Genomic DNA, 20420 nt, shown 5'->3' with positions numbered 1-20420 from the left:
GGGCAGGATGGGAGGACGCATCCCCGTCGAAGGAGTTGTCATGGAATCGCTGTCATTGACCGATCTGGCGCAGGAGCACCTGGGCAAGGCACGAGAGGGATCCGCCGGACGCAGCGCCGTGACGGTCCACGGCCACCATGACTTCGTGCTGCGTCAGACGCTCATCGCCCTGCTGCAGGACCAGGCCCTCGCCGAGCACGACAGCCCGCGGGAGGCGACGCTGCAGGTGCTGCAGGGGCGGGTGCGGCTGACCGCAGGGGAGGAGACCTGGGAGGGTGGCGCGGGGGAGATGCTCGTCATCCCGCCGGCTCGTCACGACCTGCTGGCCCTCGAGGACGCCGTCGTGCTCCTCAGCGTCGGCACCGGCAGCGCTGGGTGACGACCGCCCCGACATCCGTACCTGCTCGCGCGCTCACCGCCCTCGGCGCTCTGGGCGTGGTCCTCGGTGGCCTCGTCGCGGCCGTCACCGGCCCGATGGACTGGGCGAAGGGGAGCTGGGCTGCGGCCTACCTCGTGCTCGTCGTCGGCGTGGCCCAGCACGTCATGGGCCGGTTGCGGGCGGTTGACGCCACGGACGACCGGGCCGGCTGGGTGCAGCTGGCCGGGTGGAACCTCGGCAGCGCTCTGGTCATCGGCGGCACCCTCGTCACGACGCCGCTGCTCGTCGACCTCGGGTCGGTGCTGCTCGTCGTCGCGTTGGTCCTCGCCCTGAGAGCCGGAGCGCGCGGCCCCGGTGATGGCATCCCGCGCGTCGTCGGGCTGGCCTACCGCGCGATGCTGCTGGTCCTCGCGGTGAGCATCCCCGTCGGGATGCTGCTGTCACACCTGCGAAGCTGAGATCCCGAAGAGCCGAGCGGCGTTGTCGTGCAACACCTTGCGCTCCCACTGCGCGCCCAGACCCAGTCCGCGCACGGCCTCGACCGCGTGCTCGTAGGGGTAGGGGATGTTGGGGAAGTCGCTGCCGAAGAGCACCCGGTCACCGAGCGCGGCCAGGTCGTCCAGGCGCTCGCGGGGGAAGGGTGACATCTCCTCGGTGAAGTCCGTGAAGGCCATCGTCGTGTCGAGGTGCACATCGGGGTGCTCGTCGCAGATGTCGAGGAAGTCGCGGTAGTCGGGCATACCCATGTGGGCGATGACGAGCACCAGACCCGGGTGGCGCTGCAGCAGGTCGCGCACGGCCTGCGGCCCGGTGAAGCGTCCGGGCGCCGGTCCGTTGCCCGCGTGCATGACGATCGGGGTGCGGCTGCGCTCCAGCACCCGCCACACGTCGTCCAGGAGCGGGTCGGCCAGCGAGTAGTCACCGACCTGCACGTGCGCCTTGAAGATCCGGGCGCCACCCTCGATCGCGGCCGCGGTGTACTCCGCCGCCCCCGGCTCGGGGTAGAAGGTCGCCGAGTGCAGCACGTCGTCGTGCCGCGCCGCGAACTCGCTCGACCAGTCGTTGAGCCACTGCGCCATCCCGGGCCGGTGGGCGTAGTTGAGCGAGGTGAAGGCCCGCACACCGAGCGCTCGCAGGGCGGCCAGGCGCCCCCCTTCGTCCTCGCGGTAGGTGATCGGCCACGCCCGCCCGAGGAGGGGACCGGCCGAGTCGAAGTAGGCCCACACCTTGTCGAGCACCCGCTGGGGCATGAAGTGGGTGTGGATGTCGATGATCTCCGGGAGATCGGGAGCGGTCATGGGCACACCCTAGGCACTAGGTTCCGGGCATGGAGCTGAGGGGACGACGCCGGTGGTGGGCCCTGGGGGGCGTCGTGGCGCTCGCCGCGGTCGCGGTCGTGGCACCCAATGTCTGGGTCGCGCGCAGCGCGTCGGGGCAGGTCCACGGGCTCGCGGACGCACCCGACCGGTCGGTGGCGATAGTCCTCGGTGCCGGGCTGACCGAGGAGGGCCGCCCCACCCCCTTCCTCGAGGGTCGGCTGGACATCGCCCGGCAGCTGTACGAGCAGGGCAGCGTCGACGCGATCCTCGTCAGCGGCGACAACCGGACGCATGCCTACGACGAGCCGACCGCCATGCGCGACCACCTCGTCGAGGCAGGGGTCCCGACCGACCGGGTCGTCATGGACTTCGCCGGGCGCGACACCTACGACACCTGCGTGCGGGCCAAGCGGATCTTCGAGGTCCCCGACGCGATCATCGTCTCGCAGAGCTACCACGTACCCCGCGCGGTCGCGGTCTGCAATGCCATCGGCCTGGACACGGTCGGGGTGGGGGACGACAGCGCGCGCCGCTTCACCGGCCCCTACCGCGCGGGCGAGCAGCGCGAGTACCTCGCCAACGTCAAGGCGACGCTCGACGTGCTCAGCCGCCGCGACCCCGTCCTCGGGGACGTGGAGCTCGGCATCACCGATGCGCTGGCGCAGGCCCGGACGGACGACAAGTAGTCTGAAGCCCGATCGTCAACCCCGGGAGAAGCACCACAGATGAGCGAGACGCCCTACCGCTACACCGCGGAGATGGCCGGCCGGATCGAGACCGGCTGGCAGGACCGTTGGGAGGAGCTCGGCACCTTCCGGGCGCCCAACCCCGCCGGCCCGTGGGCCGAGCCGGAGCGGGTGAGCCAGCACGAGGGCCACATGCTCGTCCTCGACATGTTCCCCTACCCTTCGGGCGCGGGGCTGCACGTCGGCCACCCGCTGGGCTACATCGCGACGGACGTCTACGCGCGCTACCACCGGATGCTCGGCAAGAATGTGCTGCACTGCCTGGGCTACGACGCCTTCGGCCTGCCGGCCGAGCAGTTCGCCGTCCAGACCGGTCAGCACCCGCGGGTGACGACCGAGGCCAACATGGTGACGATGAAGCGCCAGCTGCGCCGTCTCGGGCTGGGTCACGACGACCGCCGCGCCTTCGCGACGATCGACCCGGACTACTACAAGTGGACGCAGTGGATCTTCCTGCAGATCTTCAACTCCTGGTACGACGAGGACGCCGAGCGTCCCGACGGCGGGCGTGGTCGGGCCCGGCCGATCGACGAGCTCATCGCCTCCTTCGCCTCCGGTGAGCGCGCCCTGCCGAAGGGGGAGACCCGCACCTGGGACGAGCTGTCCGGTCCGGAGCGCTCCGCCGTCCTGGACGACTACCGCCTCGCCTACACCAGCCACGCTCCGGTCAACTGGGCTCCGGGCCTGGGCACCGTGCTGGCCAACGAGGAGGTCACCTCCGACGGCCGCTCCGAGCGGGGCAACTACCCGGTCTTCAAGGCCGACCTGCGCCAGTGGATGATGCGCATCACCTCCTACGCCGACCGGCTCGCCGACGACCTGGACCGAGTGGACTGGCCGGACAAGGTCAAGGCCATGCAGCGCAACTGGATCGGCCGCAGCGAGGGCGCCGCGGTCACCTTCGCGGCGCAGGGCGCCGACGGCGCAGAGCACGGCATCGAGGTCTTCACGACCCGCCCCGACACCCTCTTCGGCGCGACCTTCATGGTCCTCGCACCGGAGCACCCGCTGGTGGACTCCCTCGTCCCGCAGGGCGGTTGGCCCGAGGGCACCAAGGACACGTGGACCGGGGGAGCGGCGACGCCCGCGGAGGCCATCGCCGCCTACCGCGACGCCGCCGGCCGCAAGAGCGATGTCGAGCGTCAGATCGAGACCAAGGACAAGACGGGCGTCTTCACGGGCGGCTGGGCGACCAACCCGGTCAACGGCGAGCGCGTCCCCGTCTTCGTCGCCGACTACGTCCTCATGGGCTACGGCACCGGCGCCATCATGGCCGTGCCAGCGCACGACTCCCGCGACTTCGACTACGCCACCGCCTTCGAGCTGCCGATCCGGCACGTCATCGCGCCGCGCGACGGTCAGATCGACGAGTCGGCTCCCTTCGTCGGGGACGGCGTGGCCACCGCCTCGAGCAATGACGACGTGAGCCTCGACGGGCTGGACGTCACCGAGGCCAAGGCCGCGATCACGACCTGGCTGGACGAGCGCGACCTCGGCCGCGGGACGATCAACTACAAGCTGCGCGACTGGCTCTTCTCCCGCCAGCGCTACTGGGGCGAGCCCTTCCCGATCGTCTTCGACGAGGAGGGCGTCGCGCACGCGGTCCCCGAGTCGATGCTGCCGATCGAGCTGCCCGAGGTCGACGACTACAGCCCGCGCACCTTCGAGCCCGACGACGCGAGCAGCGAGCCCGAGCCGCCGCTGGGCCGCGCCACCGAGTGGGTCGAGGTCGAGCTGGACCTCGGCGACGGCGTCAAGAAGTACCGCCGCGAGACCAACACGATGCCCAACTGGGCAGGGTCTTGCTGGTACTACCTGCGCTACCTCGACCCCGCCAACTCCGAGGCGCTCGTCGACCCGGCCAACGAGGCCTACTGGGTCGGTCCGCGCGACGAGGCCGTCCCCGGCGCCCCCGCCGGGACCCGCGACCCCGGTGGCGTCGACCTCTACATCGGCGGCGTCGAGCACGCTGTGCTGCACCTGCTCTACGCCCGCTTCTGGCACAAGGTCCTCTTCGACCTGGGCCACGTGAGCAGCGAGGAGCCCTTCCGCAAGTACTTCTCGCAGGGCTACATCCAGGCGCACGCCTACCGCGACGACCGTGGGCAGCCGGTGCCGGCTGCCGAGGTCGAGGAGCACTCTGGCGACGACGGGTCGACGACCTTCACCTGGCAGGGCCAGTCGGTCACCCAGGAGTACGGCAAGATCGGCAAGTCGCTCAAGAACGCCGTGAGCCCGGACGAGATGTACGAGCAGTTCGGCGCCGACACCTTCCGCGTCTACGAGATGTCGCTCGGCCCGCTGGAGCAGTCCAAGCCGTGGGAGACGCGTGCCGTCGTCGGCAGCCAGCGCTTCCTGCAGCGCCTGTGGCGCAACGTGATCGACGAGGAGAGCGGTGAGGTCGACGTCGTCGACACCGCGCTCGACGCCGACACCGAGCGGTTGCTGCACCAGACCATCGCCGCGGTCACCCAGGACTACGGGTCGCTCGGCTTCAACACCGCGATCGCCCGCCTGATCGAGCTCAACAACGCGCTCACCAAGCTCGGCGACGTGCCGCGTGCGGCGATCGAACCGCTCGTGCTCATGGTCGCCCCGATCGCGCCGCACCTCGCCGAGGAGCTGTGGTCGCGTCTGGGTCACTCCGACTCGCTGAGCTGCGAGCCCTTCCCCGTCGCCGACCCGAGCAAGATGGTCGAGTCGAGCGTCACCTGCGTCATCCAGATCAAGGGCAAGGTGCGCGACCGCGTCGAGGTCCCCGCGGACATCAGCGAGGCCGACCTCGAGGCGCTGGCGCTCGACCGCGACAAGATCAAGGCCGCGACCGAGGGCGGCGTGCGCAAGGTCATCGTGCGCGCCCCCAAGCTGGTCAACATCGTCACTGCCTGAGGTGGCCGGTCACGCGCCGCTCAGGCGCGTGACCGCACCGGGTGCTCGGAGAGGATCGACACCCGGTTGAAGGCGTTCATCGTCACGGCTGCCCACTCGATGGCCGCGAAGGCCTCCTCGCCCAGCAGGTCGCGCGCGGAGGCGAGCGCCGCCCTTCGCTCCTGCGCGTCGGGCAGGGTCGTGGTCACCTCGGCGACGTGCAGGACCGCGCACTCGACGGTGTCGAAGATCGCCGACTCCTGCCACGCGGGCAGCTGGGCGATCCGCTGGATCGTGGCGCCAGCCTCCAGCGCCATCCGGGTGTGCATGTCGAGGCAGAAGGCGCAGCCGTTGAGCTGCGAGATCCGCACATTCATCAGCTCGATCGTCTCGCGCTCCAGGCCGGCGGCCTCGGCGGCGGCGGAGACCTTGAGGGCGAGGGCGTTGAGGGCCTTCCACGCCTCCGGCACGGTCTTGTCGAGGTAGGGCAGACGCTGGGTCGTGGACATGCTCGTCAGGCTAGCCGCGGACGTCCGATGCCTCGTCGGCGCGCGGTCGATACGCTCGCCTCGTGAGTATCGCCGTCGTCACCGACTCGACCGCCTCGCTGCCGCACGAGCTGCGCAGCGAGCACGGGATCGCCGTCGTGCCCCTGCACGTGGTCGTCGACGGGCAGGACCAGGTCGAGGGCGATGACGTGGGGACCGACTGGGTCGTCGACGCGTTGCGCCGCAAGGTCGACATCTCCACGTCGCGGCCGGCCCCGATCAGCTTCTTGAGGGCCTACGAGAAGGCAGCGAAGGGGGGAGCCGACGCGATCATCTCCGTGCACCTGAGCACCGCGATGTCAGGGACGGCCGACTCCGCGCGCTCGGCAGCCCTGGAGTCACCCGTCCCGGTGCACGTCGTCGACTCGCGGACGATCGGGATGGCGGTCGGTTTTGCCGCAGTGGAGGCCAGCCGGGATGCGGCCGCCGGGCGCGACGTCGAGGACGTGCTGGAGCGCCTGGAGCGGCGCCTGGACGGGTCCTCCGTGCGGCTGCTCGTGCACAGCCTCGAGCGGCTGCGACGGGGCGGACGCATCGGCGGTGCCGCGGCGCTGCTGGGCTCGGCCCTCGCGCTCAAGCCGGTCCTGCACGTGCAGGACGGCCAGGTCGAGCCGCTGGAGAGGGTGCGCACGGCCGGTAAGGCGATCGCCCGGTTGCAGGCGCTCACCGTGGACTACTACGACAACCTGCCCGAGTGGGCCAACGGTGTCGACATCGCCGTGCAGCACGTCGACGCCGGTGAGCGCGCGCAGGGTCTGGCGAGGACCCTGGCCGATGCCCTGAGCACTCGGGTGGAGACGACGCGGCTCAGCGCGACGGTCGCCTCGCACGTCGGTCTCGGGACGATCGGTGTCGCGGCGGTCCCGCGCATCCGCGACTGACGATCCACACCCGCGGCCCCGTCGTCGCGGTGATCCACATCGGGGGCAGGGTGCATCCCGGGGCCGGGGAGGCTCCCTAGCGTCGCTGCCATGAGCCGCGCCAGCGAACCCTCCGTCCGGGTGACCGAGATCCTCGACGGGGACCGCGACCCCCGCCCTCTGGAGCTGCCCTCGACGCTCGCGACCGGCCGTTATGGCGTCAGTCGGCAGGCGATCATCGGTGTGGCGCTCGTGGTCGCACTCGCCGTGGCGATGTTGGCTGGGCGGTATGTCCTGGCGCGAGGTGATGCGGCACCCGAGCCGGTGACGATGGGCGAAGGGAGCGACGCCGGTGCGCCGCGTGCGGGTGCGACTGCGGGTGCGGGTGCGCCGAGTACCGGCACGCTCCCCGGGGCCACTACGACGCCAGCAACGGCTGCGGCGGGCACGTCGACGCCAGCACGGGTGACGGTCCACATCGTCGGCAAGGTGCGGCGACCGGGGGTCATCACCTTGCCCGCAGGCTCGCGCGTGGACGATGCGCTCGAGGAGGCGGGCGGTGCCACCTCCGGGGCGGACCTGACGGGCGTCAACCTCGCCCGGCAGCTCGTCGACGGCGAGCAGGTCGTCGTGCCGGCGCCGGGGGAGAGCGTCGTGGGTGCCGCGCCGACGGGGGCCGGGGGGCCGACAGGTGCGGGCGCAGCAGGACCGGGCGCGAGCGACGGCCCGGTCAACCTCAACACCGCCGACCTCGCCACCCTCGAGACCCTGCCCGGTGTCGGGCCGGTACTGGCCCAGCGGATCCTCGACTGGCGCACCGAGCACGGGCAGTTCACCGCAGTCGAGGAGCTCGGCGAGGTGAGCGGCATCGGGGACAAGACCTATGCCCAGCTCTCGCCCAAGGTCACCGTGTGAGTGCCGCGCAGCAGGAGCCGCCCGTCCTCGACCTACGGCTCCTCCTGCCGTGCCTGAGCGCCTGGGGTCTCGGCGCCTGGGCCCTGTCCTGGTCGGGGCAGCAGCGGATCGTGGGCGCGCTCGCCGCCGTGGCACTCCTGCTGGTCGCGCTCGCTGCAGGGGTGCGACATCGAGGTCGGCACGCTCGGCCGTCGTGGCGGCGTGACGGCCCGGGGGCGGTGGCCCTGGGGCTCGTCGCGGCGGTGCTGGTCCTGGGCTCGTCGGCGGCCCACGAGGCCACTCGTCGGGTCGGGCCGATCGACGAGCTCGTCGCGCAGGGGGCGATGGTGCAGGCGCACGGGGTGGTCCTCACCGAGCCGGTCGTGCGCGCCGGTCGGGCGCGTGGTGACTCGGGCAGCGACCCGCCCCGGCAGGTCCTGCTCCGGGTACGCCTGGAGTCGGTGACCGCGCGCGGGGTGACGACGTCGGTGAGCGCACCGGTCTTCGTCCGGGCCAAGGAGGCGTGGGCTGACGTGGGTTGGCACGACCGGATCTCGCTGACCGGCAAGCTCTCTCCCGCGGACCCGGCGGACCCGGAGGTGGCCCTGCTCAGTCCCCGAGGTCCACCAGAGCCGATGGGAGAGCGGTCGCTGGTGCGGACCGCAGCCGAGCACCTCCGCAGTGGGATGCGTGAAGCGGTCGAGCCGCTCCCGAGCGATGCCCGAGCCCTGCTGCCCGCGCTCGTCATCGGCGACACCTCGCTCACCCCGCAGGAGCTCACCGACGACATGCTCGTCACCGGGATGTCGCACCTGTCCGCCGTCAGCGGCTCCAATGTCGCGGTCGTCCTCGCGGCACTGGTGGGTGCTTGTCGAGTCGGTGGTGTGCGCCGGCGGTGGCGGCCGTGGGTGGCCGGAGCCGGGCTGGCCTTCTTCGTCGTCCTGGCCCGCCCCGAGCCGAGCGTCATCCGCGCCGCGACGATGGGCGCCATCGGCCTGCTGGGCATGAGCTCCTCCCGCCGGGGATCCGGCACCCCCGCGCTCTGCGCGGCAATCCTCGTGCTGCTGGCCTTCGATCCGTGGCTGGCCCGGTCCTACGGCTTCGTGCTGTCCTCGCTCGCGACGCTGGGGCTGCTGCTCTTCGTCCGGCCGTGGTCGGCCGCGATCAACGCCCACCTGCCGCCGCGACTGCACCTCATCGGCCCCGCGATCGCCATCCCGCTCGCTGCCCAGCTCGTCTGCGGACCGGTGATCGTCCTGCTCCAGGGCAATGTCAGCCTCATCGCGGTCGTCGCCAACCTCGTGGCCGCCCCCTTCGTCGCCCCGGCCACGGTCCTCGGCGTGAGCATCGCACTCGTCGCGGTGCTCAGCACGACCCTGGCGACGCTCGTGGGATGGTGCGGGGCCCCCTTCGCCCTGGCCATCGCGTGGACGGCGAGGGTGGGCGCCGACGTGCCCGGTGGTGCCCTCCCGTGGCCCGACGGCGCGCTCGGTGCGGTGCTCCTCACGGTGGTCACGACGCTCGCGATCCTGGCCGGCCCGTGGACGATCCGGCGCTCGCGAGCCAGCCCACTCGTGGCCCTCGCGCTCGTCGTCGTGGTCGCCATCTCTTCCCTGCCACAACGCACTCTTGTCTGGCCGCCACCGGACTGGCGCATCGTCGCCTGCGATGTCGGTCAGGGCGACGGGCTGGTCCTCGCCTCCGGCCCCGGGCGCGCGGTGCTCGTCGACGTCGGTCCCGAGGGCGGCGGCATCGACGGCTGCCTGAGTCGACTGGGGGTGCGCACGCTCGACGCCGTGGTGCTCACGCACTTCCACGACGACCACGTCGGCGACCTCGAGGCAGCGATCGGTGACCGGCCGGTCGGGCGGATCTTCGTCACGCCTGTCGAGGAGCCGCAGTGGGCCGCGCGGCAGGTCCGCGCCCTGGCCGCCGACCGCTCGATCCCGGTGACGCCCGTCGTCGCAGGCGACCACGTCGAGCTGGGAGAGGTGAGCGCCACGGCGTGGTGGCCGGCGCGGGTGGTCGGCGGCGGCTCGGCGGCCAACAACGCGAGCCTCGTCCTGCACGTGCGGGTGGGCGACCTCTCGGCGCTCCTCCTGGGTGATGTCGAGCGGGAGGCCGGGCACGCGATGCTGCTGGCGATGAGGCGCGATCCGACGATGGCTGCCGCGGCGGCCGACCTGGATCTGGTCAAGATGCCCCACCACGGGTCGAGCAATCTTGACGAAGAGCTCATGGACGAGGTGGCCGCCCCGGTGGCGATCATCAGCGTCGGCGAGGACAACACCTACGGCCACCCGACGCCGACGGCGCTGCGCTGGGCACGCGATCACGGGGCGCGAGTCCTGCGGACCGATCAGGACGGGGACATCGCGGTCCTTGACGGGCCGGCCGTCCTCACCTCCCAGTAGTCCTGCAGCATCTCTCGGTAGTCCCGCAGGGCAAGGCGAACGGCGGGTGTCCGGTGGATGAGGAGGTTCTCATCCAGACCTCATCATCGCTTCACGGCGGCGCGATTGTCTGTACCTCGTGGCCGCAGGACCCCCCTCGACCGCACCGAGACCGCCCCGGCGGCGCACCCACAGGAGCCCACGATGACGACGACCCACCTCATCCCGAGCGAGACCACCGACGTGCAGACCGCCCCGGCCGACCGGTCGACCACCGCGATGCAGCCGGGCCGCCACACGCAGTCCATGGACCCGATGCGGCTGCGCCGGGTGCTCAAGGCGTACACGACCCGCTTCGTCGCCGTCGCGATCGAGTCCTCCGCCGACGGCTACCACCTGGAGCTCGGCAGCGACGTCGTCCCGCGGGCCGGTGACGTCGTCCTCGCCCGCGTGGTCGAGATCGGCAAGCACACCCGCCTCGAGAGCCCCGTCTCGCGTCGCCAGCTGCTCTTCCCCGGGCGCGAGATCCTCGTCGCATACGGCGACCGCTACGCCCCCGACCAGTTCCTCGCGCACGTCCCCGAGTCGCTCGCGCCGGCCGACCTCGTCGCCGGTGGTGGCCTCGCCTCACAGGTCATCGAGATGCACGCGAGCATCGACGGCGCCACCCGCATCGAGCCGCTCGGCCTCCTCGCCGACCGCCATGGCCGGGTCACCCTCGACCGCTTCGCCCCGCTCGGGTCCACCGCCACCAGGGCGCCGGCGCCGACCGCCGGCCGACCGCCCGTGATCGCCGTCTTCGGCTCGTCGATGAACTCCGGCAAGTCCACCGTCCTCGGCTCCATCGTCAACGGCTTCGTCACCGCGGGCCTGCAGGTCGCCGCAGGCAAGTCGACGGGCACCGGCGCGGGCAACGACCCCCACCACTTCCGCGACGCGGGGGCGTCGACCGTCCTTGACTTCACCGACTTCGGCCACGCCACGACCTACCGCCTCGGCGATCAGCGGATCCGGGAGATCTTCGTCGACATGGTCGACGAGCTCGCCGCCACCGGCCCGGACGTCGTCATCATCGAGGTCGCTGACGGCGTCTACCAGGAGGAGACCCGTCGCCTCCTCGAGGACCCCGCCTTCCACGAGCGGGTCGACCGCGTCGTCTTCGCCTCGCAGGACGCGCTCGGTGCCGTCGCCGGCATGCAGGTGCTGGACGCGGCCGGGGTCACCACCTCCGCGGTCTCGGGCGTCGTGACCTCGTCGCCGCTGGCCACCAGCGAGGCCGGCCAGGTCCTCTCCGTCCCCGTCATCGGCACCTTCGACCTGCGCGAGCCGCACACCGCGCTCGGCCTCCTGCCGAAGGGCCTGCTGGCGAGCGGACTCCTCGCATCGTGACTGACGACACCGAGCAGATCGAGGTCGAGACAACCCCGCCGATGCCCCCGCTCCTGCGTGGGGACCGGCGGGGGACCATGGCCCTGCTCGTCGCCACTGCACTGGCCCACAGCACCTGCGCCGTCGGGGCAGGGCTGCTCGTCGGTGAGCTGCTCGGTGACGTCGGCCGGCCCACCCCCGAGATCCTCGTCGACCTGGGCATCCTCCTGCTGGCCCTCGTCGGGCTCGGCGCCACCCGCTATGTCGACCGGGTTGCCGCCGAGAGGCTGGGCCAGGACTACGTCCAAGAGATCCGCCGCGGCCTCGTCGGCCACGCGATGACCTCGGCCTCGGCTCCTTCACTCGGTATCACCATCGCCCGCTCGACCAACGATCTGGCGAGCGTGCGCAACTGGGTCTCCCTCGGCATCGCGCCGCTCATCGCCCTCGTGCCACTGGCGCTCGGATGCATCGCTGCGCTCGTCGTCGTCGGCTGGCAGCTGGCGGTCGTCGTCGCCGCGCCCCTCATCGTGCTCGTCATCATCTTCGCGCTCATCTCCGGGCCGGCCTACGAGCGGGCCCGTGAGCTGCGTCGTCACCGGGGATCGTTGGCCGCGCGGGTCGCCGACACGGTGACGGCCGCACCGGGCATCGCCGCCGCCGGCGGTGTCGAGCGCGAGCTGCGTGCCCTTGACCGGACCGGGTCCAGGGTGGTCGATGCTGCCGTCCACCGATCGCGGACCGCGGGAGCCCTGCGCGCCGCGGCCTTGGTCGCCCCGGTCGCCGGGTCGGCAGGCGCGGCCATGCTCGGTGCCCTGGGGGTGGTCGGCACCGCAGCCGTCGCCGTGGCCCTGACGATCATCGGCATCCTCGCGGGGCCGGTCTCCGAGATGGGGCGGGTCGTGGAGTACCGGCAGAACCACCGGGCTGCCCGCCGCATCATCGCGCCCCTGCTCGCCGAGACGAGCCCGGCGCGCACCGCACCCGTGCAGGATCCCGCCCCCAGCGCAGGTGGGCGGGTTCTCGTGAGCGGTCTGCAGGTCGGCGAGCGGCCCCTCCCGGCGCTTGTGGTCGAGCCGGGGGAGCGCGTCCTCGTGCGCAGCGCCGCTCCCTGGCACGCGCGGGAGATCCTCGACCAGCTCGTCCTGCCATCGCTCGATGGTCGGACCAGCGTCTGCGTCGACGGCAAGGACCTCGCCCACACCGGCCCCAAGAACCGCCGCCGCCGCGTCGGGCACGCCCGAGTCGGCGCGCGCCTGGAGCGAGGAGCGATCAGCCGCGCGGTGCGCTACCGCAGGCCCGACCTCGACGAAGGGGAGGGCGCTGCGGCCCTCGCCGCGGTCGGTCTTGGGCAGCGGGTGGCCGAGCTGCCGCAGGGTGAGCGGACCTCCCTTCGGCGTGGGGGTGAGCCGTTGACCCGGCAGGAGATCGCCCGCCTGTGGGTGGCGCGGGCCATGCTCGGCCAGCCGCCGCTCCTCGTCCTCGACCATGTCGACGACGACCTGGGCACCGACGGCCGGGCGATGCTGCGCGCGCAGCTCGCCGACTACCCGGGCGTGGTCGTCCTTGCGACGGACCGTCCGCAGGAGCTGTTGGACGCCGAGCGGGGCTGGCGGGAGTGGGGCCTGCAGGACTGACCGTGGGTCAGGGTGCAGGTCAGGCCGGCAGGGCCACCTTGGACGAGGCGATGAGGGCCTGGAGCGTCGCGGCGACGGCCGGGACCTTGAGCAGGTCCTCGGTGGTGACGACGTGGATGCGCCGGCGGCTCTGCGGGTCGAGCGGCCGGATGACGACATCAGGGTTGGACGTCGCGGCCCGGATGAGGTCGGGGATGAGTGCGACGCCGAGGCCGGCCGCGACGAAGCCCTGCACCGCGACGTAGTCCTCGGTCTCGAAGGCGACCTTGGGGGCGAAGCCGGCGTCATGCGCGATCTTGAGGAGGTGGCCGCGACAGCGGGCGCACCCGGCGATCCAGTCCTCGTCGGTGAGGTCGGTCATCGAGACCGTCTCCTTGGCGGCGAGGGGATGGTCGCGCGGCAGGGCGACACGCACCTCTTCGTCGAGCAGGGGGTGGACGACGAAGCCCTCGAGGTCCTCACCACGGCCCAGGTCACTGCCGTCGTAGGTGAAGGCGACGGCCAGGTCGACCTCCCCGGCGCGCAGTGCGGTCAGCGACTCCGGAGGCTCGGCCTCGGCGAACTGCACCGACAGGTCGGGGTGCTCGGCGCGCACGGCGGCCAGCGCCCGGGGGACGACAGTGACGGAAGAGGAGGGGAAGGCCATCAGGCGCACCCGCCCGGCGCGCAGGCCAGCGATGGCGGCGACCTCTTCCTCGGCGGCGTCGAGGGCTGCGAGGACCGGGGCGGCGTGCCGGGCGAGGACGGCGCCCGCCTCCGTGAGCCGGACCGAGCGGCCGACCTTCTCGACGAGGACGGTTCCGGTGCGCTGCTCGAGGCGCTTGACCATCTGGGAGACGGCGGGCTGGGAGTATCCGAGGGCAAGAGCGGCCGCGGTGAAGCTGCCCTCCTCGGAGATGGCCCGCATCACGCGCAGCCCTGCGGCGTCGATCATGGGGCCATCGTAGGTCGGGCCCGCCCCAGGCGCCCATACTGGTCGGGTGATCGAGGACATCGCCCGTGTGCTGACGGCCGGACCGGCTCTCGTGCTGACCGGCGCCGGCATGTCGACCGACAGCGGGATCCCTGACTATCGCGGGCCCGACGGCACGCGCAGGGTCACCCCGATGCACTACTCGGAGTTCGTCGGCAGCAGCGAGGCACGGCAGCGGTACTGGGCGCGCAGCTTTGTCGGCTGGCGCCGCTTCCACGCGGCGCGGCCCAACATCTCGCACCACCTGGTCACCCGCCTGCAGCAGCTCGGCACGGTCGGTCCGCTCATCACCCAGAATGTCGACGGCCTGCACCAGGCCGCCGGGACGAGCGACGTCGTGGAGCTGCACGGCAACCTCGTCGAGGTCGTCTGCCTGACCTGCGAGGCTCGCGTCGATCGTCCGACGCTCGATGCGCGGATGGCTGCGGACAACCCCGGCTTCGACGTCGACAGCGACGAGATCCGCCCTGATGGTGACGTGCGTCTGGACAGCGTGGACGTGGAGCGGTTCCACACACCGCTCTGCCAGGCGTGCGGGGCCGACACCCTCAAGCCGGATGTCGTCTTCTTCGGCGGAGCGGTCGCCAAACCGCTCGTGCAGCACTGCTACGACCTGGTCGACACGGCGCCCAGCCTGCTCGTGCTCGGCAGCTCCCTGCAGGTGATGTCGGGGCTGCGATTTGTCCGGCACGCGGCCAAGCGGGGGATCCCGGTCTCCCTGATCACGCGCGGTCCGACGAGGGGTGACGACCTCGTCGACCACCGCGTCGACGAGGAGCTGGGGGACTCCCTTCGCTCGCTCGTGGAGCTCCTGTCCAGCGCTGACGTCAGCGGGCGCGGGGTCAGCGCAACGCGGCCCTGACGAGCTCGGGCTCGGGGTTGGTGTGCACCTGCTCGCCGATGCGCACGGTCGGCACGCTCTCGTTGCCGTCATTGATCGAGCGGACGAAGGCGGCGGCCTCCTCGTCGGCCCAGATGCTGACCCAGGTCGCCTTGCCCTTGTCCTTGCCCAGGGCGCCACGCAGCCGCAGGCAGTAGACGCACCCCGGTCGCCAGTAGATGACGACCGGGAAGTCCTCACGGTGGGTGTCGATGTCGGCGTGCCGCGGGCCGCGACGCCCGTTGAGGGGTGAGAGCCACCACGCGAGGACGAGGAAGCCCACGGCGAGCACGAGTCTCGACAGGTCACCCGTGAGCGACGACTGCACGACGAGCAGGACGCTCGCGATCACGCCGGTCAGCGCCGGCCACCATCGACTCATGCAGTCAGCGTCCCAGAGAGTCGGCGTCTCAGAGGCTGCGCAGGACCGCGGTGACCTTGCCCAGGATCGTCGCGTGGTCGCCGTCGATCGGGTCGAAGGCGGGGTTGTGGGGCATCAGCCACAGGTGGCCGTCGGTGCGCTTGAAGGTCTTGACCGTTGCCTCGTTGTCGAGCATCGCCGCGACGATGTCGCCGTTGTCGGCATTGGGCTGCTGACGCACGACGACCCAGTCGCCGTCGCAGATGGCCGCGTCGATCATCGAGTCGCCGACGACCTTGAGCAGGAAGAGGGAGCCCTCGCCGACGATCTGCTTCGGCAGGGGGAAGACGTCGTCGACGACCTGCTCGGCGGTGATCGGCACACCGGCGGCGATCTGACCCAGGACGGGGACATAGCTGGCCTCGGGGCGGTCGTCGCCGGAGCCGGTGGGGTCGACGACCTCGTCGGCGGTGCTGGCGCCGCCGCGCATGCCGCCCAGGTCGGTGACCTCGGCCGGGGGAGCGGCGTGGCCGTCGGGAGAGATGACCTCGATGGCGCGGGGCCGGTTGGGGTCGCGGCGCAGGTAGCCCTTGCGCTCGAGGGAGGAGAGCTGGTGGGCCACGGAGCTGGGGCTGGTCAGGCCGACGAGCTCACCGATCTCGCGCAGGCTCGGCGGGTAGCCACGGGTCGCCACGGCATTGCGGATGACCTCCAGCACCTTGCGCTGGCGGACGGTCAGACCATCGCCCGTGTCTCGCTCGGGCAGCTGGTGGATGTTGTCCTCGTCCGTGCCGCTCATGCTCTCGACCCCTTCGTCCGTGTCCGGTTGGACCGAGGTCTCGCCAGCGTTGTCGGTGCTCGCTGGTCAACTTCTCGGTAGTGAAGACAGTAGGGCGTTCGAACAGGCATTTCAAACATCTGTTCGAGCGTGTTGTTGATTTTCTTCGAACACCCGTGCTAGACATCGTACAGACGTTCTATCGAACACCGGTTCGACAGAACCGCACCGAGGAGGATTCGCATGACCGCTCTCACCGCCACCCCGATCCGCATCGACGTCCCCGCGCGCTCGCGCCACCTCGTCTCCCTGCCCACCGGTGACGCAGTAGTCGCACGCCCGACCCCTCGCACGCGGCTGACCCGTCGCGGCCGCCTGGCCATCACCACCTCCGTGCTCGCCGCCGCGAGCATCGCCGGTGCGACCTTCGCCTTCGCCGGGCCCGCCGCCGCGCCGCAGGAGATCACCGTCGAGCCCGGGCAGACGCTGAGCCAGATCGCCTCGAGCGAGCTCGTGGGCGTGCCGACGGCCAAGGCCGTGGCCAGCATCCAGGTGGCCAACGGGCTCTCCACGACCCACATCCACGCCGGTCAGACGCTGACGATCCCGACGCGCTGACCCCGCTCGCCGGCGACGGCGACCCCCTTCCTTCCGGGCCCACCGACCCAGCCCGGGCCGGCCATCGGCCATCTCCGTCCCCCTCGGAGGTGGCCGATGTGCCGTTCACCGACGGGTCTGGCCGCAGGACTTGCGTCCTCTTGTGCGGAGGCGTCTAATGGTCACTACATCTTGTGGTTACACAGTTGTCATTCGTCCACATCTAGTGCACAGGCTGACGGCAGTTGTCCACAGAAATCGGGGTTGATCCCCAGTTCTGTCCACCGCACCATCCACAGGCGAAGGGAGATCCGGCCGTGCACTGCCCGTTTTGCCGTCACACCGACTCCCGGGTCATCGACAGCCGCACGACCGATGACGGCAGCGCCATCCGGCGTCGTCGTCAGTGCCCCGAGTGCAGCCGTCGCTTCACGACGCTCGAGAGCGCCAGCCTGACCGTGACGAAGCGATCGGGGGCGGCCGAGCCCTTCAGCCGGGCCAAGGTGCTGGCCGGTGTCCGCAAGGCCTGCCAAGGTCGACCGGTCACCGAGGACCAGCTCGCCCTCCTCGCCCAGCGCGTGGAGGAGAGCATCCGATCGCAGGGGAGCGCCGAGATCGATGCCCACGAGGTAGGTATGGCGATCTTGGTGCCGCTGCGTGACCTGGACGAGGTGGCGTACCTGCGCTTCGCCTCCGTCTACCAGTCCTTCGACTCGCTCGAGGACTTCGAGTCGGCGATCGCGACCCTGCGTCGCGAGCACGCCGCCACCACCCCCTAGACCCCGGGTGCCGACATGCGAGTGGGCTGTCGGTACCCGGTGACACCGTGAGTAGTAGCCCGCACGACCAGCCAGACCTGACCAGGAGAATCAGCATGACCGAGACCGCCGGCAAGCCCAGCACCCGTCGCGGGTCCCGCCCCAAGGGCCTGACCATCGAGCGCATCCACACCACCGAGGGCGTGCACCCTTATGACGAGGTCACCTGGGAGAAGCGTGACGTCGTCCAGCAGAACTGGAAGACCGGCGAGACGATCTTCGAGCAGCGCGGTGTCGAGTTCCCCGACTTCTGGTCGGTCAACGCCTCGACCATCGTCACGACCAAGTACTTCCGCGGTGCGGTCGGTGCGCCGGAGCGCGAGTCCGGTCTCAAGCAGCTCATCGACCGGGTCGTCCTGACCTACGTCAAGGCGGGCAAGGACCACGGCTACTTCGCCGCGGACACCGACGCCGAGGTCTTCGAGCACGAGCTGACCTACGCGCTGCTGCACCAGATCTTCAGCTTCAACTCCCCGGTGTGGTTCAACGTCGGCACGGCCAGCCCGCAGCAGGTCAGCGCCTGCTTCATCCTCTCGGTCGACGACTCGATGGACTCGATCCTCAACTGGTACAAGGAGGAGGGCTTCATCTTCAAGGGCGGCTCCGGCGCCGGCCTCAACCTCTCCCGCATCCGCTCCTCCAAGGAGCTGCTCTCCTCCGGTGGCACCGCCTCCGGCCCGGTCTCCTTCATGCGTGGTGCCGACGCCTCGGCGGGCACCATCAAGTCCGGTGGCGCGACCCGTCGTGCGGCCAAGATGGTCGTCCTGGACGTCGACCACCCGGACATCGAGGAGTTCGTCGAGACCAAGGCGCGCGAGGAGCACAAGATCCGTGCGCTGCGCGACGCGGGCTTCGACATGGACCTCGGTGGGTCCGACATCACCTCGGTCCAGTACCAGAACGCCAACAACTCGGTGCGGGTCAACGACGAGTTCATGCGCGCGGTCGACGAGGGCACCGAGTTCGGTCTGACCTCCCGCAAGGACGGCTCGGTCATCGAGACCGTCGACGCCCGTGAGCTCATGGGCAAGATCGCCAAGGCCGCGTGGGAGTGCGCCGACCCGGGCATCCAGTACGACGGCACGATCAACGACTGGCACACCAACCCGGAGACGGGCCGGATCACCGCGTCCAACCCGTGCAGCGAGTACATGTCCTTGGACAACTCCTCCTGCAACCTGGCGTCGCTCAACCTGCTGAAGTTCCTCAAGGACGACGACACCTTCGACGCTGCGCGTTTCCAGGCGGTCGCCGAGCTGGTCATCACCGCGATGGACATCTCGATCTGCTTCGCGGACTTCCCGACCGAGTCGATCGGCGACACCACCCGCGACTACCGCCAGCTGGGTATCGGTTACGCCAACCTCGGCGCACTGCTCATGGCGACGGGCCACGGCTACGACTCCGACGGTGGCCGCGCGCTGGCCGCGTCGATCACCTCGCTGCTCACCGGTGCGTCCTACAAGCGCTCCGCCGAGCTCGCCGGGATCGTCGGCGCCTACAACGGTTACGCCCGCAACGCTGACGCCCACAAGCGGGTCATGCGCAAGCACCAGGCGGCCAACGACCAGATCCGCACCCTGCAGACGATGGACAAGGACATCCACGCCGTCGCCACCAAGGCGTGGGACGCGGTCGTCAAGGTCGGCGAGAAGAACGGCTACCGCAACGCCCAGGCGTCGGTGCTCGCCCCGACCGGGACCATCGGCTTCATGATGGACTGCGACACCACCGGCATCGAGCCGGACTTCTCGCTGGTGAAGTTCAAGAAGCTCGTCGGTGGCGGCTCGATGCAGATCGTCAACCTGACGATCCCGCGTGCGCTGAAGAAGCTCGGGTACACCGAGGAGACCATCGAGGCGATCGTCGAGTACATCGCCGACAAGGGTCACGTCATCGACGCCCCGGGTCTGAAGCAGGACCACTACGAGATCTTCGACACCGCCATGGGTGCGCGTGCGATCGCCCCGATGGGTCACGTGCGGATGATGGCTGCGGTCCAGCCCTTCCTCTCCGGTGCCATCTCCAAGACGGTCAACCTGCCGGAGACGGCGTCGGTCGAGGAGATCGAGGACGTCTACATGCAGGGCTGGAAGCTCGGCCTGAAGGCGCTCGCGGTCTACCGCGACAACTGCAAGGTCGGTCAGCCGCTGTCTGACGGTGGCTCGACCGCCAAGGATGCGAAGACCGCGAAGGACGCCGCCGATGCCGCGCCCGTCGAGAAGGTCGTCGAGTACCGCCCGCTGCGTCGCCGGATGCCCAAGCGTCGTTCCTCGCAGACGACGAGCTTCGCCGTCGGTGGGGCCGAGGGTTACCTGACCGCTGGTACCTACGAGGACGGTGACCTCGGCGAGCTCTTCCTGAAGTTCGGCAAGCAGGGCTCGACCCTGGCCGGTCTGATGGACGCCTTCTCCATCGCGATCTCGATCGCGCTGCAGCACGGTGTGCCGCTGGAGACCTACGTCGAGAAGTTCACCAACCTGCGCTTCGAGCCGGCCGGCATGACGGACGACCCGGACGTGCGGATGGCGCAGTCGATCATGGACTACGTCTTCCGTCGCCTGGCGCTGGACTACCTGGACTTCGACACGCGGTCCTTCATGGGCATCCACACCGCTGAGGAGCGTGCCCGTCAGCTCGAGACCGGGTCGTACGAGGCCTCGTCCTCGGACGACAGCGACTCGGACTACGACGACGACAGCTACAGCCAGGGTGTCGCGACCAGTGAGGTCAAGGAGGCCAAGCCCGAGGCGGTTGCCAAGGACGAGACCATCGCCGACCAGTCCGGTGCTGGTGCCGCTTCTGCCCGCACGGTCGACGCCACCGTCCACTCCTCGGCCGAGCTCATGGAGAAGTTCCAGGGCAAGGCCTCGGACGCCCCGATGTGCATGACCTGCGGCACCAAGATGCGTCCCGCCGGCTCCTGCTACGTCTGCGAGGGCTGCGGCTCGACCAGCGGTTGCAGCTGATCTGAGTAAGTGATCGAAGGGGGCCCACCGGC

At 70.7% G+C, this 20420-nt stretch carries 18 protein-coding genes; 13 read left to right on the top strand and 5 right to left on the bottom strand.

Going from position 1 to position 20420, the window contains the following annotated elements; genetic code table 11:
- The first annotated feature begins 40 nt into the window (after window positions 1-40).
- Both ASG73_RS05435 and ASG73_RS05430 read left to right on the top strand, forming a co-directional pair.
- Window positions 41-379 (top strand): cupin domain-containing protein, encoded by a 339-nt coding sequence (locus ASG73_RS05435; protein WP_055992027.1) that lies wholly within the window; start codon window positions 41-43, stop codon window positions 377-379.
- Complete coding sequence (locus tag ASG73_RS05430; protein ID WP_055992024.1) at window positions 376-837, top strand: hypothetical protein; 462 nt, start codon at window positions 376-378, stop codon at window positions 835-837. Before ASG73_RS05435 ends, ASG73_RS05430 begins: the two co-directional genes overlap by 4 nt.
- Here ASG73_RS05430 and ASG73_RS05425 read toward each other — a convergent pair.
- Complete coding sequence (locus ASG73_RS05425) at window positions 820-1677, bottom strand: amidohydrolase family protein (RefSeq protein WP_055992021.1); 858 nt, start codon at window positions 1675-1677, stop codon at window positions 820-822. The two genes, ASG73_RS05430 and ASG73_RS05425, sit on opposite strands and share 18 nt — an antisense overlap.
- 29 nt (window positions 1678-1706) lie before the next feature.
- Here ASG73_RS05425 and ASG73_RS05420 point away from each other — a divergent pair, with 29 nt between their 5' ends.
- Complete coding sequence (locus ASG73_RS05420; RefSeq protein ID WP_055992018.1) at window positions 1707-2384, top strand: SanA/YdcF family protein; 678 nt, start codon at window positions 1707-1709, stop codon at window positions 2382-2384.
- A gap of 39 nt (window positions 2385-2423) precedes the next feature.
- Window positions 2424-5333 carry a leucine--tRNA ligase gene (gene leuS / locus ASG73_RS05415; RefSeq protein WP_055992015.1) on the top strand — a complete coding sequence of 970 codons (2910 nt, stop codon included), beginning with the start codon at window positions 2424-2426 and terminating at the stop codon, window positions 5331-5333.
- 20 nt (window positions 5334-5353) lie between these two features.
- Here the strand turns inward: leuS and ASG73_RS05410 are convergent, their stop codons facing one another.
- On the bottom strand, window positions 5354-5821 hold the full coding sequence (locus ASG73_RS05410; RefSeq protein WP_055992013.1) for a carboxymuconolactone decarboxylase family protein: 468 nt from the start codon (window positions 5819-5821) through the stop codon (window positions 5354-5356).
- A 62-nt stretch (window positions 5822-5883) separates the two neighbouring features.
- Here ASG73_RS05410 and ASG73_RS05405 point away from each other — a divergent pair, with 62 nt between their 5' ends.
- The 5 genes from ASG73_RS05405 to ASG73_RS05385 all read left to right on the top strand — a co-directional run bounded on the left by ASG73_RS05405 (window position 5884) and on the right by ASG73_RS05385 (window position 13012).
- Window positions 5884-6741, top strand: a complete 858-nt coding sequence (locus tag ASG73_RS05405) for a DegV family protein (RefSeq protein WP_055992009.1) — start codon at window positions 5884-5886, stop codon at window positions 6739-6741.
- A 90-nt stretch (window positions 6742-6831) separates the two neighbouring features.
- Window positions 6832-7635 (top strand): ComEA family DNA-binding protein, encoded by an 804-nt coding sequence (locus ASG73_RS05400; protein ID WP_235499364.1) that lies wholly within the window; start codon window positions 6832-6834, stop codon window positions 7633-7635.
- The gene (locus ASG73_RS05395; protein ID WP_055992006.1) at window positions 7632-10028 is read left to right on the top strand and encodes a DNA internalization-related competence protein ComEC/Rec2; all 2397 of its coding nucleotides are present in this window, start codon (window positions 7632-7634) and stop codon (window positions 10026-10028) included. The genes ASG73_RS05400 and ASG73_RS05395 overlap by 4 nt, the downstream gene beginning before the upstream one ends.
- A gap of 183 nt (window positions 10029-10211) precedes the next feature.
- Window positions 10212-11396, top strand: coding sequence for a DUF1611 domain-containing protein (locus ASG73_RS05390; protein WP_235499363.1), 1185 nt, complete (start codon window positions 10212-10214; stop codon window positions 11394-11396).
- Window positions 11393-13012: an ABC transporter ATP-binding protein/permease gene (locus tag ASG73_RS05385; protein WP_055992004.1), complete on the top strand. Its 1620-nt coding sequence runs from the start codon at window positions 11393-11395 to the stop codon at window positions 13010-13012. The genes ASG73_RS05390 and ASG73_RS05385 overlap by 4 nt, the downstream gene beginning before the upstream one ends.
- 19 nt (window positions 13013-13031) lie before the next feature.
- Here ASG73_RS05385 and ASG73_RS05380 read toward each other — a convergent pair whose 3' ends face one another.
- Window positions 13032-13946: a LysR family transcriptional regulator gene (locus ASG73_RS05380; RefSeq protein WP_055992001.1), complete on the bottom strand. Its 915-nt coding sequence runs from the start codon at window positions 13944-13946 to the stop codon at window positions 13032-13034.
- A 46-nt stretch (window positions 13947-13992) separates the two neighbouring features.
- On the opposite strand from ASG73_RS05380, the gene ASG73_RS05375 reads away from it, so the two are divergent.
- Window positions 13993-14847 (top strand): NAD-dependent protein deacetylase, encoded by an 855-nt coding sequence (locus tag ASG73_RS05375; protein WP_055991998.1) that lies wholly within the window; start codon window positions 13993-13995, stop codon window positions 14845-14847.
- Here the strand turns inward: ASG73_RS05375 and ASG73_RS17460 are convergent.
- Together ASG73_RS17460 and lexA are read right to left on the bottom strand one after the other, a co-directional pair.
- Window positions 14828-15247: a glutaredoxin domain-containing protein gene (locus ASG73_RS17460; protein ID WP_082567028.1), complete on the bottom strand. Its 420-nt coding sequence runs from the start codon at window positions 15245-15247 to the stop codon at window positions 14828-14830. The genes ASG73_RS05375 and ASG73_RS17460 overlap by 20 nt on opposite strands.
- A gap of 28 nt (window positions 15248-15275) precedes the next feature.
- Window positions 15276-16025, bottom strand: a complete 750-nt coding sequence (gene lexA, locus ASG73_RS05365; RefSeq protein ID WP_055991995.1) for a transcriptional repressor LexA — start codon at window positions 16023-16025, stop codon at window positions 15276-15278.
- 222 nt (window positions 16026-16247) lie between these two features.
- Here lexA and ASG73_RS05360 point away from each other — a divergent pair, with 222 nt between their 5' ends.
- The 3 genes from ASG73_RS05360 (at window position 16248) to ASG73_RS05350 (ending at window position 20388) form a co-directional block, all read left to right on the top strand.
- Entirely contained in the window at window positions 16248-16622 is a 375-nt protein-coding gene (locus ASG73_RS05360) for a LysM peptidoglycan-binding domain-containing protein (protein ID WP_055991993.1), read from the top strand.
- A gap of 296 nt (window positions 16623-16918) precedes the next feature.
- Complete coding sequence (gene nrdR, locus ASG73_RS05355) at window positions 16919-17380, top strand: transcriptional regulator NrdR (RefSeq protein WP_055991990.1); 462 nt, start codon at window positions 16919-16921, stop codon at window positions 17378-17380.
- A gap of 95 nt (window positions 17381-17475) precedes the next feature.
- Window positions 17476-20388: a vitamin B12-dependent ribonucleotide reductase gene (locus ASG73_RS05350; RefSeq protein ID WP_055991987.1), complete on the top strand. Its 2913-nt coding sequence runs from the start codon at window positions 17476-17478 to the stop codon at window positions 20386-20388.
- Window positions 20389-20420: the final 32 nt, after the last annotated feature.

This window comes from Janibacter sp. Soil728 (genome assembly GCF_001428305.1).
GTDB lineage: Bacteria > Actinomycetota > Actinomycetes > Actinomycetales > Dermatophilaceae > Janibacter.
The sequence above is the reverse complement of the archived record's forward strand: the minus strand, read 5'-3'. Positions and strand labels throughout refer to the sequence as shown.